The following is a 13,067-nucleotide window of genomic DNA, read 5'->3' as shown; positions in this document are numbered from 1 at the left end:
CACGCCCAGATCTTCGTGCGCGAACGCCGCCCCGTGATCAGCCTCGCCGTCTTGAGCGATGACCAGCCGGGCTGGCATCCGCGCTCCTTTGGCTACGCCGAGGCCGGGTGCGTGGTGCGGCTCGACTTCCCCACGGTCAAACTGCTTGAGCTTGATCTGGCGATGCTCGAAGCCAGCCGCAATCCCATCGCGATGGTCATCCTGATCCACCGCGACGCGCAGGCCACCCGTGGGCAACCTGCGGAACGGCTGCGGCGCAAGTTGGCCCGCTTTCGGGCCTTCTTCCGCAACGGATATAGTGCCGCCGATATGCGCCGGCTCTATCGCGTGCTTGATCAACTGTTGCGCCTCAACCCCGGCATGCACGCGACGGTTCGTGCTACAATGCGCCTGATTGAACAGGAGGAGACCCAGATGGACACGTTTGTGACCAGTATTGAGGAACTTGCGTTCGCCGAGGGGGTCGAGAAGGGGGTCGAGCAAGGGCGTCACCAGACGCTCCAGGAAGTCATGCTGCGCCAACTGACCCGACGTTGCGGCCCATTGCCGGAGTCGGTGCATCATCACGTGCTCGCCCTGAGCCCCGAACACCTTCTGGATTTGAGCGAGACGTTGCTCGATTTCACGAGTCTGGATGATCTCCAGGCCTGGTTGGATCATACGTGCCCGTCGGGATAAGGCCGGTGAGCGCAGCAGCGAGTAGCCCGTGGATCGCCATGGCGCACACCTGAAAGGCCAGTGGGCGCAGCAGCGATGGCAGGGGCGTTCCTTCAACGGGCGGGCCATGGGCTGCTGCGCCCCTACACGCGGCAATGCTGCCCCTGGGCATGGCACCTGCCCCGCGTACGCGTCCATCCCTGGATGCCCATCCCATCCCCGTGTTACGCACATGTAGGGGCGCAGCAGCCCCTGCGCCCCTGTCAATCACGACGACCTCTGTTCGCTGCTGCGCCCTGCCGTGGGTTTGGCTCGATCAACTGTTGCGCCTTAACCTACAATGCGCCTGATTGAACAGGAGGAGACCCAGATGGACACCTTTGTGACCAGTATTGAGGAGCTTGCGTTCGCCGAGGGGGTCGAGAAGGGCATCGAGAAGGGCATCGAGCAAGGACGTCACCAGACGCTCCAGGAAGTCATGCTGCGCCAACTGACCCGACGTTGCGGCCCATTGCCGGAGTCGGTGCATCATCACGTGCTCGCCCTGAGCCCCGAATACCTTCTGGATTTGAGCGAGACCCTGCTCGATTTCACGAGTCTGGATGATCTGCAGGCCTGGTTGGATCATACGTGCCCGTCGGGATAAGGCCGGTGAGCGTTGATGGTAGCGCATGATGGTGATGCGGCGCAAAGCGAAGCGTCTTCCCTTCGGCATGGCCGCCCCCTTGCGCCACTCAGGGTGACTAGTCTGTAACAAAAGTTTTCTGCTCTAGGGCTTGGCTTCGACAAGCTCAGCCAACGGCGGACGATGGGCGTGTCGAACGGACGGAGGCTGAGCCTGGCGAACGGACGGAGGCTGAGCCTGGCGAACGGACGGAGGCTGAGCCTGGCGAAGCCCCCGTTGGGATCAAGAAACTTACGTTACAGACTACTACTGACCATGCGCCCTGCGCAACAATATTGGTCTTATGGCAACGCGATGAGCCTGTCTCTCAGGCCGCTGTTGCGTTCCTGGGTGCGTTCGTCGGTGACGGCAGTGATGATGGCACGCTGGTCGCCGACGATGATGGCAAGTTGACGCGCCCTGGTCACGCCAGTGTAGAGCAGGTTGCGTTGGAGCATGCTGCGGTGCTGCATCAGGAACGGCAGCACAACCACCGGATATTCGCCACCCTGGCTCTTGTGGACGCTGAGCGCATAGGCGAGCGCTAGTTCATCGAGCAGGCTGCCGTCGTAGGCGACGATACGGCCATCTTCAAACTGCACGCGGATCAGTTGTTCAGCCTGGTCGAAGGCGACAATTGTGCCAATGTCGCCATTGTAGACATCGAGTTCGTAGTTGTTGCGCTGCTGAATCACTCGGTCACCGAGCCGAAAGATTGTGGCCCCAAAGCTTTTTTCAGGGCGGTCGGGCGCGGGTGGGTTGAGGGCCGCCTGGAGCCGCCGGTTGAGTTCGGTGACACCAGCAGCACCTTTGTGGGTTGGTGCGAGCACCTGGATATCGCGGCGCGGATCGAGGCCAAAGCGGGCCGGGATGCGCTCGGTCACCAGTTCCACCACCCGTGTGGCGCAGGCTTCAGGCGAAGGTGCGGCGAAGAAGAAGAAATCGTCAAGCCCCTTGAGTTGCGGGATTTCGCCGTGATTGATGCGCTGGGCATTGAAGGCAATCCCGCTGCCTGCGGCCTGACGAAAGATCGTATCAAGATGGACGCTTGCAACCGCCTGGCTCGCGAGCAGATCGCGTAACACCCGCCCCGGTCCGACGCTCGGCAGTTGATCCGCATCGCCAACAAGCAACAGGTGGGCATGGGCAGGGAGCGCCTTGAGCAGGTGGTTGGTCAGCAAAATATCGAGCATGCTCACCTCATCAACCACGAGCAGGTCACACTCGAGCGGCCAATCGGCGCAACGGCGGAAGGAACCGCCCCCACCGGGCGCATACTCAAGCAGCCGATGGATCGTCTTTGCCTCGGCACCTGTCGTCTCGCTGAGGCGGCGGGCGGCACGGCCAGTTGGTGAAGCAAGCAGCACGCGATAGCCACGGGCCTGTGCGAGACGGACAACCGTACGCAGTGTCGTCGTCTTGCCCGTACCCGGCCCGCCCGTCAGAATGCTCACCTTGGTGGTCAGGGCCATCTGCACTGCCTCTTGCTGCCGCGGGGTCAGCACGACATCATGGCGTTCGGCGAGATGAGCAAAGACGTTATCCCAACGCGCCTGGCGATAGAAAGCGGCCATCCGTGAAGGAGCGCGTTGCTGGCGCAAGAGTGCGGCGGCCACCCCGGTCTCGGCCATCGCGAGCGGCTTGAGATAGACAGGCGTTGTCGGCTCGGCGGGGTCAACCACCTCGAGATCGCGGGCGAGCGCCGGGGTTGTCAGCACCTCGTGAACCAATATTTGCTCGGCACCGAGCATCGCCGTCGCCCGCCGGATCAGATCGTCGGCGGCGAGAAACGTGTGTCCATCGTCAGTCGCCGTACTCAGCGTATGGCGGAGCCCGGCGGCGATACGGAGGGGATCATCGTGGGCGACGCCGAGCGAGGCCGCAATCGTATCGGCGGTCAAAAACCCGATCCCATAGACCTCATCGGCGAGACGATAGGGCTCATTGCGTACCACCTGAATTGCCTCATCACCGTACTGCTTATAGATACGGACAGCCATTCCCGTAGGCAAGCCAATCTCTTGCAGAAAGAGCATGACCTCTTTAATGCGTTGCTGCTCACGCCAGGCCATTTTGATCAACTCAGCCTTCTTGCGCCCGAGGCCGGGCACCTCGGCGAGGCGTTCTGGTTCACGGTCAAGCACCTCGAGCGTATAGCGCCCAAACGTCTCGGTGATGCGGCGTGCCGTTGCGGGGCCGATGCCCTTGATGAGACCACTGCCCAGATAGCGCCTGATTCCATCAATCGTTGCTGGCATCAGCGTCCGACAGGTAACCACGGCAAACTGGCGGCCATGGTCACGATGAGCCTGCCACTCACCCTCAAGCAGCAACGTCTCGCCGGGACGCACCCCAACGAGCTTGCCAACAATCGTCACGAGATACGAACGCCCAGTGGGCGTCAGACGAGCGACGGTATACCCGTCCTCCTCACTCTGATACGTAATGCGCTCAAGTGTGCCTTCGAGGGTTTGCATAACCTAAGTATATAGCACCTTCAAGGTAAGCGTTGGGGCTATTTTGGTTCGTGTTGGCGGCTTCGCCGCCAACACGAACCAAAAGAATCTCTTCGTGGGGCAAGCCCCACGAAGCATGGTAAAATTGGGCACGTAGTGTTCCAAGCAGGAGTAGACAAGATGAGTGTCAAAACCGAATATCGGTTAGCCCGCCGTCTGGCCCAACTTGAGCCTTCCGCAACGGCCGCGATGAATGCGCGGGTACAACAGTTGCGCGCCGAAGGCATCAAGGTGATTTCGTTCAGTGTCGGTGAGCCTGATTTCAATACGCCTGAGCCAATCAAGGTTGCGGCGATTGAGGCGATCAATAAGAATCGTACCCACTATACGCCTGCGGGCGGCACGCTTGAGGTGCGCAAGGTCATTGCAGCACGGGTGTCGGCTGATCAAGAAATTCCTTATGCGCTTGGCCAGATCACGACGACCGCCGGGGCAAAAGAGGGTCTTTATCTCGCCTTCCAGGCGCTCTGTGACGAGGGTGATGAGGCGATCATTCCGGCACCGTACTGGGTCAGTTATGTGGAGCAGGCCCGCCTGGCAGGGGCTACGCCGATCACACCGCAGACGACCGAGGCAACGGGCTTTAAGGTAACCCCCGCGCAATTACAGGCGGCTCTCTCGCCACGCACGCGGGTGGTGATGCTCAACTCGCCCTCGAATCCGACCGGCGCTGTCTATAGTGCCGACGAACTGGCCGCGCTGGCCGATGTCTTGCGTGAGAGCGACGCGATCATTATTGCTGACGAGATCTATGATGCGATCAGCTATGTGCCCTATGCCCGCTGGCTGCGGGTGGCCCCCGATATGGCCGACCGCACCTTGATTGTCAATGGGGCCGCCAAGGCCTACGCGATGACGGGGTGGCGTTTTGGGTATGTCGCCGGCCCGCAACCGATCATCACGGCAATCAAGGATATTCAGAGTCACACAAGCACGCATACGGCCTCGATCACCCAGGATGCCGCAGTCAAAGCCTATACGCCCAGTGCCGAGCTTGACGAGGCGGTGCAGACGATGGTTGCCGCCTTCCACAAGCGCCGTGACCTGATCCTCAGCTTGCTCGCCGAGATCCCCGGCGTCAGTTGCAACGTCCCTGATGGGGCTTTCTACGTCTTCCCCAATGTGACCGGGTTGCTCAACAAACCCCTGAAAAACGGGGTTGTCTGTGCGACGAGTGACGACCTCAACAACTATCTGCTTGATCAGGCTCATATTGCCTGTGTGAGCGGCGAGTCGTTTGGTGCCCCGGGGTACATCCGCCTTTCGTATGCGACGTCCGAAGACGAAATCGTCGAAGGGATGCGTCGTTTCCGCGAGTCGGTCAGTTAGGGCGAGGCTGCGGCTTGAGGCGCACAAGGTCAATGCAGTTGGCCCGGTGTGCCTCAAGCCTTGTGAGAGAGACGTGAAAGCACGCACCCCATGATCAGAGACGCCATCACCGATCTTGCTGCACTCGTGCCAGGGCTGGCCGGACGGCGCCTCCTCGTGCTTGGTGACCTCACCCTCGACGAATATCTCTATGGCAAAGCCACGCGGCTCTCGCGGGAAGCGCCGATTCCGGTGCTCGAATTGCGTCGGCGCGAAGTGATCCTTGGTGGGGCCGCGAATCCGGCGCGCAACATTGTTGCCCTGGGCAGTCAGGCAATGCTCGTTGGCATCATCGGGGCCGATCCAGAGGGTGCGCAGTTGCACGAACTGGTCGAGGCACACGCGATTGACGGAACAGGCTTGCTGACGAGTGCGACACGGCCAACGACCCGCAAAACCCGCATCCTCGCCGACGAAGCGCCACGCCTGCCGCAACAGGTTGCCCGCCTTGATCGGCTTGATCGCATCCCCTTGCACGCCGAAGAAGAAGCGCAAGTCCTGGCCCTGCTCGAACAAGCGATCCCGCACCATGATGCAGTGATCTGTTCGGACTACCAACTCGGCCTGTTGACGCCAAGGATCGTTGGGCAGGTGCGCAGCCTCTGTGAGGCGCACGGCACCACGTTTTGTGTTGATGCGCAGGGCAACTCGCACTACTACGCAGGGGCCGATCTCTTTCGCTGCAACAACCGCGAAGCTGAAGCGGCCCTTGGCTATGCCCTGGGCACCGAAAGCGACTTTGCGCGTGGGCTCCACCAGCTTCGCATCAGCCTAGGAGCCAAGCTCGTCATTGTCACGCGTGGACCCGATGGCCTCGCGCTGGAAGGGGAAGGGCTGGCGTACCACCACATCCCCGCCGCACGGGTCAGCGAAGTCTACGACACAACCGGTGCGGGCGACACGTTTATTGCTGTAGCGACGCTCGCCTTAAGCGCAGGCTACCCTCCTCTTGCGATGGCCCAGCTTGCGAATACCGCCGCAGCACTGGTTGTGCGACGGTATGGCAATGCCGTGGTCACGCCTGACGAGCTACGCAATGCGCTTGGCAGCGCCGCGTGATCGTTACCGCCTCAGCTCAGGAATACGAAGTCAGCCTTCGCTGGCTAGATGATCAAGTTCGCCTTCGTGGCCTTGGCTGCCCAAGCACCGAGCGCAATGAAGATGCAATCGCCCTGGCAGCAGAGGCATGCCATATTGCGGAAGTATCCGCGATCATGTTATGATGTTTCCAATGACAAAAGTCTGGTTGTTCTTGCATCAGGCAGTGGAACATAGCGTACCCTACGCATAGCCGTCGGCGAAGCGAAGGGTTTTATGTTGTACACATACTCAGTACACAGGTGCCAGAAAATGAACCAACATGGCCCACAACCTGATGCCCATGAACGCGTCATTGAATTGCGCTTGCCTAGTAAGCTGGGGTATGAGCGCGTCGCGATGGACATGGCCTCTTCGGTGGCTCGACGTATGGGCTTTGCATCCGAACGCATTGACTCACTCAAGACGGCGATTAGTGAGGCGGTCACGAACGCGATTGAGCATGGCAATGAGTATGATGCCGCAGTCAAGGTAGTGGTGCTGTTGACGGCTCGTGATGATGAATTGATCGTCAGCGTTGCCGACCAGGGCCGCAAACCGCTCGACCAGAAGTGTATGGCGACGACGCCCTCGATCGAAGAGGCGCTGCAACGTGATGATAAAGGCGGATGGGGTATCTGGCTGATCCGTGAGTTGATGGATGAAGTTGAGTTTACGACGGCACCGAGCGGGGGCAATCAGATCCGTATGGTGATCCATCTCGAATGAGCGCCACATGCTCTGGTGTGACGATAGTTGGGTTAACCGACCTTCCTGGGAGGAACTGGCATGATGCTTGAAGACGAGTTGACGGTGAGCACCCGTGAACGTGACGGGGTCGCAATCATCGATCTCGTTGGTGATGTGACAACTTTCGCCGAAGAGAAGATCAATAGTGCGTATCGTGAGGTAACCAGTCGCAATGCGCAGCATATCTTGCTCAATTTTCGCCAGAATGACTATATCAATAGCGCTGGCATTGCGATTTTGATTGGGATTGTAACTGAGGTGAATCGCCACCAGCAAAAACTGGCGGTGAGTGGGCTCTCTCCTCATTTCCAGAAGATCTTTCGGATGGTTGGCCTCGCGCAGTATGCCGAGATCTATCCCGATGAAGAGAAGGCGCTTGAGGCCTTTCGCCAGTAGCAAGCACTATGCTAGGCCAGCAACTTGACGCGCTGGGGAGGGGCGGGTGTGCGACAGGCGGTGCCTTCGTGCATGCATGGCTGAAGAGTGACCGGCTGGAACGATGCGATGGCCGTCGCAACCCTGCTGGTCATCAGCGTCGGCATGAACGCCGACGCCATGCCTCGCGCACCTGTCCCAAACCCATATCGCCCGTCGCCGCAAAGGGACGCAGCCACCCCGCCGTCCGATCAGTTGCTTCCACCTCGGACGGCTGTTGGTCATCGCGACCGTTGCCCTCCGAACGTGAGGCAATGCGTTTATTGAGTTAATGAGCTACGCTCAACAGCCTCTCGCAGGTCCAAGCCTCGCTAGTTCAAGGCAGCAGCCTCGGTACGAGTTCACCTACCGATACGGCTGTAGTTGTTGACCCGGCCCTGCTACCGACCCATCCGCTGCCGCTGAATCTTGTGCGCAACCTGCTGCTAGCCCTGAGCATAGGCCTCCTGTTGGGCATTGGTTTGGCGTTCGGCCTGGAGTACCTGGACTACACTGTGCGCTCCCCCGATGCGCTCGAACTGGTCTATGGTACACCGACGCTTGGGCTGGTTGGCATGGTGGAGACAGGGCAGAAGGGCGCAGTTGAGAGCAACGGCGACGTTGACTCGGCCCATAACCTAACTGTGAGCGCTCCGCGCAGTCCCCAAGCCGAGGCTATTCGCTCGCTGCGAACGAGTGTTCAAGTGGCTGGCCTGAGCCGCCCACTACGCAGTCTCCTGGTGACCAGTTCTCTTCCCGGTGAGGGGAAGACTTTTGTGTCCGCGAACCTCGCCGTGAGCATGGCCCAGTATGGGCAGACTGTCATCCTGGTTGATCTCGATCTGCGTAAGCCAGACATACATCAGATCTTCGGCATTAAGCGTGAGCCAGGCTTTACCAATCTGGTGCTTGGTAATGAAGCCAGGGCTCTCGCGTCTATTCGCCCGCAGATGCAGGCCCTGGTCGAGCAGTTGCGGCAACGTCGCATCGGTAAAGCCCATATACACATCAACCCAGCGTAAGATGCGGTATACTATGGTACATACCTGTGTGTTGCATAACCACAGACCATGAGTTGAGGATGGTTATGTTTGAGATTGAAGTTGCTGTTGCCAAAGTTGCGCATCACGGCAGTGGTGAAAGTGGCGATACACTAGAGATGATCGAGCGCCCTGGCGGGGGGTTCTCGTTTGTGCTGGTTGATGGTCAAGGAACGGGCCGAGGGGCCAAAACGCTGAGCAATTTGCTCGCGACACGGGCGATCTCGCTCTTGAAAGATGGTGCCCGTGATGGGGCCGCTGCCCGTGCTGTCCACGATTATCTCTATACCTACCGGATGGGACAGGTCGCCGCAACCTTAAATATTCTTTCGGTCGATTTTCAAAGTGGCAAGATTTTGATGTCCCGCAATAATCCTGCCCCTTTCTTTGTGATTGACCGGCGCGGCTTGCATTCGTATAGCGAACCGTCAACGCCGATTGGGCTGCAACCAATGACGAAGCCGATTATTTCTGAGTTGCCCGTTGCAGCATATACCTACGTCGTTGTCTTTACCGATGGCTTGCTGCGGGCAGGCGAACGCACGGGTGAAGATGTCGAGATTGGCAATTTCCTCTCGGGGTGGCCGGCTGAACTCGGGCGTAGTGCGCAAGAACTGACCGATACGCTGCTGCGCCGGGCGCTTGAGCTCGATGTCGGTGAGCCAAGTGATGATATGAGCATTGTCACGCTCGCAGTATTGCCTGCTGCCACGACCCATAGTGTGCGGCGCCTCCGCACGGTCGTTCCTTTTGAGGCACCAACGTGGCCGACCCCCGATCCGCGTGGCCTCGACAGCGATGAGTTGTAAGGTATGCGTCGTCCTGTTCCACCGCAACGATCCTATCAAACGGCACGTGAGCGTGTTGCCGTCCGCCGTGGGGTGACCCAGCGCCCTCCCCGCCGCCAGCGACGCGGATGCCTCTCGTTACCCGTTCTGGTGGCCGCAGTGCTGCTGGTTGTCAGTGGCCTGCTAGTACTTGGGCTTGGCCGCTGGGTTACGGGGGCGTTGGGCGGGCTCGAAGGCGATGATCCTCGGCGTGCCCAGACTGCTATGGCTGGCGATGTGCTTCAATTACCCGCTGACCTGCGCCAACCGTTCAATGTGCTGCTCATTGGCGTTGATCGCCGTGATGATCCCGAAGATGGGGTACGCTCGGATACGCTGATTCTGACCCACGTCAACCCGGTTGATGGATGGGCTGGGATGCTCGCGATCCCCCGCGATTCGATGGTGACGATCCCAAATCTTGGTGTGCAAAAGGTCAATACCGCCTATACCTATGGCTTCAACAATGCCTCAACGCTCTATGGTGAAGGCACTCGGCCTGAGGATGGTGGTGGGGCGCTCGCGGCAGAGACGGTGGAAGCGTTTCTCAATCTGAGCGTTGATTATATCGCGCAGGTCGATTTTCAGGGCTTTGAGTATCTGGTCAAGACGCTTGGTGGCGTGACGATTGATGTCGAGCGCCCGCTTCTTGATCCATCTTATCCAACTGAAGATTATGGCTACGAACGGCTCTTCATTCCTGCCGGTTTACAGATAATGGATGGGCCAACGGCGCTCAAGTATGCGCGCTCACGCCATAGTTCGAGCGATTTCGACCGTTCGGCCCGTCAGCAACAGGTCTTGCGTGCGTTCCTCGCCGAGTTGCGTAATCGCAATCTGCTTGCCCAGGCCGCCCTGTTGCCCGAGCTTGTGCGTGACCTCGAAGCGAGTGTCACGACGACGCTGCCGATCAGTGATCCGGCGACGATCCGCGGCTTGGCCGCGTTCGCCCAGGGGCTCGACGGTGGGCGGATCATCAGTTTGAGTATCAACCCGAGTGATGTTACGGTCGTCGCCGAGGATGGCTCGAATATCTACTGGGATCCGGCGGGCGTTGCCACCCAGGTGGCGCGTTTACTCGCTGGGCCGACCGGTGGCGGTGAACTCGCCCGTATCCAGGTGCTCAATGGGGCAGGCGTTCGCGGGCTAGCTGGACGGGTCACGGCGCGTCTGACAAGCCAGGGTTTTGATCTCAACCAGCCGACTGATGCGCCAAGTCGAAGTGCGCAGACAATGCTGATCGATTACACCGGTCGTCCCGAGTCGCTGCGGCGGCTTGCCGAAACCCTCGGGCTTGGGCCTGATCAGGTCTATGCAACACCACCCGCCAGTGCGCCCGCGCCGCCCTTCCAGACCGATATTGTGCTGATCCTCGGCACAGACTTTGTGGAATAGGCTGATCCGTGTTGACGCAAAGGTTTATGGTAGCGCGGGCTGGAAGCTCGCGCTACCATACGCATAGGAACAACTAACGCTGAGGCGTATGCAGGATCATCGCCCGCGGCCCATTGAGGGTGAGGCTCGCGCCAGTGGTGCTGATGACACCGCTGCCACCGTAACGTGGATCTTCGCTGTCCAGCAAGAGTTCCCAGTTGCCGCGCGGCAGGGCTTCCAACGTCTGGGGCGTGTCACCGAGGCAAACAATGATCAAGAGATCGTTGCTGTTGGGAGCCCAGCGATGCATAATCAGCGTTGTCAAACCAAAGGGCGTAACGCTATAGGCATCGCGCCGACGGATGCGGAGCGCCGGATGGCTGTGGCGGAGCGCCAGCAGATCCTGATAGAGGGTCAGGACTTCAGCATGAGGCGACCCTGCACGTTCATGCCAGCGGAGTTGTGAGGCCGCAAAGGTTGCTGGGTCTTGCGGATCAGGAATCGTCGTGCCACTGAAGGCGGTAAAGGCGGCAAACTCCTTCCGGCGTCCTTCCGTCACCATGCGCCCCAATTCGGGATGATGGTCGGTAAAAAAGAGGAACGGCGTCGAAGCTGCCCACTCCTGGCCCATCCAGAGCAACGGGGTTTGGGGGGCCACCAGCAGCAGCGCCGAAGCAGCCCGATAGGCTGCCAGGCTCACCGTATGGTTGAGCCGCTCACCGAGCGCACGGTTGCCCACTTGGTCGTGATTCTGGATGCAGTAGACAAAACTCGGTGGGTTCAGATCACGAGCCGGTGCTCCGCGTGGATGCCCCAGATGGGGCGAGACCTGGCCCTGGTAAAACCAACCCTGCGCCATCGTGGCGGCCAGATCGGTCGCGTTCCCCGTGTAATCGCCGTAATAGCCATCCTGTTCGCCAGTCAAGGCCACCCGCACCTGATGATGAAAATCATCCGACCAGACGGCATCAAGGTTCCAGCCACTCGACCGGATCAACGCTGGATCATTGCCTTCGTGTTCGGCAATCAAGAGGAAATGGCGCTCAGCGGGTAACGCTGCACGAACCCGCGCCGACATCTCGGCCATCAAGTGGGTCGGGCTATCATCAATGATCGCATGGGTTGCATCAAGGCGCAGGCCATCAAGATGAAACTCGTGCGCCCAGTAGAGCACATTGTTCACAAAAAAATCACGCACCGGTTGCGTTCCCGGGCCATCAACATTCACCGCATCCCCCCACGGGGTCTGGTGGCGATCAGTAAAATAGTCGCGGCTAAACTCACGCAGATAGTTGCCATCTGGCCCAAAATGGTTATAGACCACATCAAGCAAGACGGCCAACCCTCGACGATGCGCCGCATCAACCAGCCGTCGCAAACCCTCGGGGCCGCCATACGCACGTGACGGCGCATAGAGATTGACGCCATCGTAGCCCCAGTTGTGGGTGCCAGGGAAATCGGCCACGGGCATCAACTCAATGGCCGTGACCCCGAGGGCTTTGAGCACATCGAGTTTGTCAATCAAGGCGTCAAAAGTTCCCTCGGGCGTGGCCGTACCAACGTGCAACTCATAGATCACCAGATCTTCGAGCGGCAAACCGCGCCAGTCCCCATCACTCCAAACAAACGCAGCGGGATCAACCACCTCTGACCAACCATGAACCCCCTCGGGCTGAAAGCGCGAGGCCGGATCAGGCCGTGGATCGCCGCCATCAACCCGATAGGCATAACGCATCCCCGGACGGACGTCGGCGACATGGGCCGCAAAATAGCCGTCAGCCTCACGGGTGAGCCTAAACGTCTGATCGCCCTCGGGGAAGGCGTCGATCACCACCGCAACCTCGCGAGCTTGTGGTGCCCAGACGCGAAACAGCGTGCCCTGAGAATCGGGTGATGCTCCTATCGTAAGATGCCAATACATAGAAACTCCTTCGTCACAGCAAAGGCACCAGGGGTACTGGTGCCTCTGCTATAAATTGCAGACATGGGCGCGATCCTGATGTCGGTGGTGGAATTAGGGCGATTGCATCTTCCGTGTATGCATCCCACCAGGGCACCCGCAAGGGCACCCGCAAGGGGTGCCCGTACACCATCGCCCCGGTACGGGCACCCCTTGCGGGTGCCCCGTTGTATCCGATTTCGTATGATGCAATCGCCCTAAGGGCTCAGGGCGATTGCATCTTCTGTGTATGCACCCCGTCAAGGCACCCCGTCAAGGCACCCGCAAGGGCACCCCGTCAAGGCACCCGCAAGGGCACCCCGTCAAGGCACCCGCAAGGGCACCCCGTCAAGGCACCCCGTCAAGGCACCCGCAAGGGCACCCGCAAGGGCACCCGCAAGGGCACCCGCAAGGGCACCCGCAAGGGCACCCGCAAGGGCA

General features: G+C 59.8%; 12 protein-coding genes. 9 read left to right on the top strand and 3 right to left on the bottom strand.

Annotated elements, in window-relative coordinates:
* A partial coding sequence (locus tag A9Q02_RS01740; RefSeq protein WP_097650651.1) for a DUF4351 domain-containing protein occupies window positions 1–678 on the top strand: 678 nt, incomplete at its 5' end.
* A gap of 349 nt (window positions 679–1,027) precedes the next feature.
* Entirely contained in the window at window positions 1,028–1,303 is a 276-nt protein-coding gene (locus A9Q02_RS01735) for a DUF4351 domain-containing protein (protein WP_172450516.1), read from the top strand.
* A gap of 320 nt (window positions 1,304–1,623) precedes the next feature.
* On the opposite strand, the gene recD2 is transcribed toward A9Q02_RS01735, so the two are convergent.
* Window positions 1,624–3,798: an SF1B family DNA helicase RecD2 gene (gene recD2, locus A9Q02_RS01730; RefSeq protein ID WP_097650649.1), complete on the bottom strand. Its 2,175-nt coding sequence runs from the start codon at window positions 3,796–3,798 to the stop codon at window positions 1,624–1,626.
* Between the two features lie 159 nt (window positions 3,799–3,957).
* On the opposite strand from recD2, the gene A9Q02_RS01725 reads away from it, so the two are divergent.
* From A9Q02_RS01725 to A9Q02_RS01710, 4 genes are all read left to right on the top strand, one after another.
* Complete coding sequence (locus A9Q02_RS01725) at window positions 3,958–5,166, top strand: pyridoxal phosphate-dependent aminotransferase (RefSeq protein ID WP_097650648.1); 1,209 nt, start codon at window positions 3,958–3,960, stop codon at window positions 5,164–5,166.
* Between the two features lie 90 nt (window positions 5,167–5,256).
* Window positions 5,257–6,264 (top strand): bifunctional heptose 7-phosphate kinase/heptose 1-phosphate adenyltransferase, encoded by a 1,008-nt coding sequence (locus A9Q02_RS01720; protein ID WP_097650647.1) that lies wholly within the window; start codon window positions 5,257–5,259, stop codon window positions 6,262–6,264.
* Between the two features lie 291 nt (window positions 6,265–6,555).
* A complete protein-coding gene (locus tag A9Q02_RS01715) occupies window positions 6,556–7,011 on the top strand; it encodes an ATP-binding protein (RefSeq protein WP_097650646.1) in 456 nt (151 codons plus the stop codon).
* A 60-nt stretch (window positions 7,012–7,071) separates the two neighbouring features.
* Window positions 7,072–7,428, top strand: coding sequence for an STAS domain-containing protein (locus A9Q02_RS01710; protein ID WP_245860187.1), 357 nt, complete (start codon window positions 7,072–7,074; stop codon window positions 7,426–7,428).
* An 11-nt stretch (window positions 7,429–7,439) separates the two neighbouring features.
* Here A9Q02_RS01710 and A9Q02_RS24050 read toward each other — a convergent pair whose 3' ends face one another.
* Entirely contained in the window at window positions 7,440–7,589 is a 150-nt protein-coding gene (locus tag A9Q02_RS24050; protein ID WP_172450513.1) for a hypothetical protein, read from the bottom strand.
* Window positions 7,590–7,877: 288 nt separating this feature from the next.
* Between A9Q02_RS24050 and A9Q02_RS01705 the strand changes: the two genes are divergently transcribed.
* From A9Q02_RS01705 to A9Q02_RS01695, 3 genes are all read left to right on the top strand, one after another.
* Window positions 7,878–8,468, top strand: coding sequence for a CpsD/CapB family tyrosine-protein kinase (locus A9Q02_RS01705; RefSeq protein ID WP_097650645.1), 591 nt, complete (start codon window positions 7,878–7,880; stop codon window positions 8,466–8,468).
* A 65-nt stretch (window positions 8,469–8,533) separates the two neighbouring features.
* Window positions 8,534–9,295 carry a SpoIIE family protein phosphatase gene (locus A9Q02_RS01700; protein ID WP_172450510.1) on the top strand — a complete coding sequence of 254 codons (762 nt, stop codon included), beginning with the start codon at window positions 8,534–8,536 and terminating at the stop codon, window positions 9,293–9,295.
* 3 nt (window positions 9,296–9,298) lie between these two features.
* Window positions 9,299–10,708, top strand: coding sequence for an LCP family protein (locus tag A9Q02_RS01695; protein ID WP_097650643.1), 1,410 nt, complete (start codon window positions 9,299–9,301; stop codon window positions 10,706–10,708).
* A gap of 73 nt (window positions 10,709–10,781) precedes the next feature.
* Here the strand turns inward: A9Q02_RS01695 and treZ are convergent, their stop codons facing one another.
* Entirely contained in the window at window positions 10,782–12,608 is a 1,827-nt protein-coding gene (gene treZ / locus A9Q02_RS01690; protein ID WP_097650642.1) for a malto-oligosyltrehalose trehalohydrolase, read from the bottom strand.
* Between the last annotated feature and the right edge of the window lie 459 nt (window positions 12,609–13,067).

The sequence above is a fragment of the Candidatus Chloroploca asiatica genome (assembly GCF_002532075.1).
In the GTDB taxonomy this organism is placed as follows: Bacteria; Chloroflexota; Chloroflexia; order Chloroflexales; family Chloroflexaceae; genus Chloroploca; species Chloroploca asiatica.
Note: the sequence above shows the minus strand (reverse complement) of the source record. Positions and strands in the feature narration are given on the sequence as shown.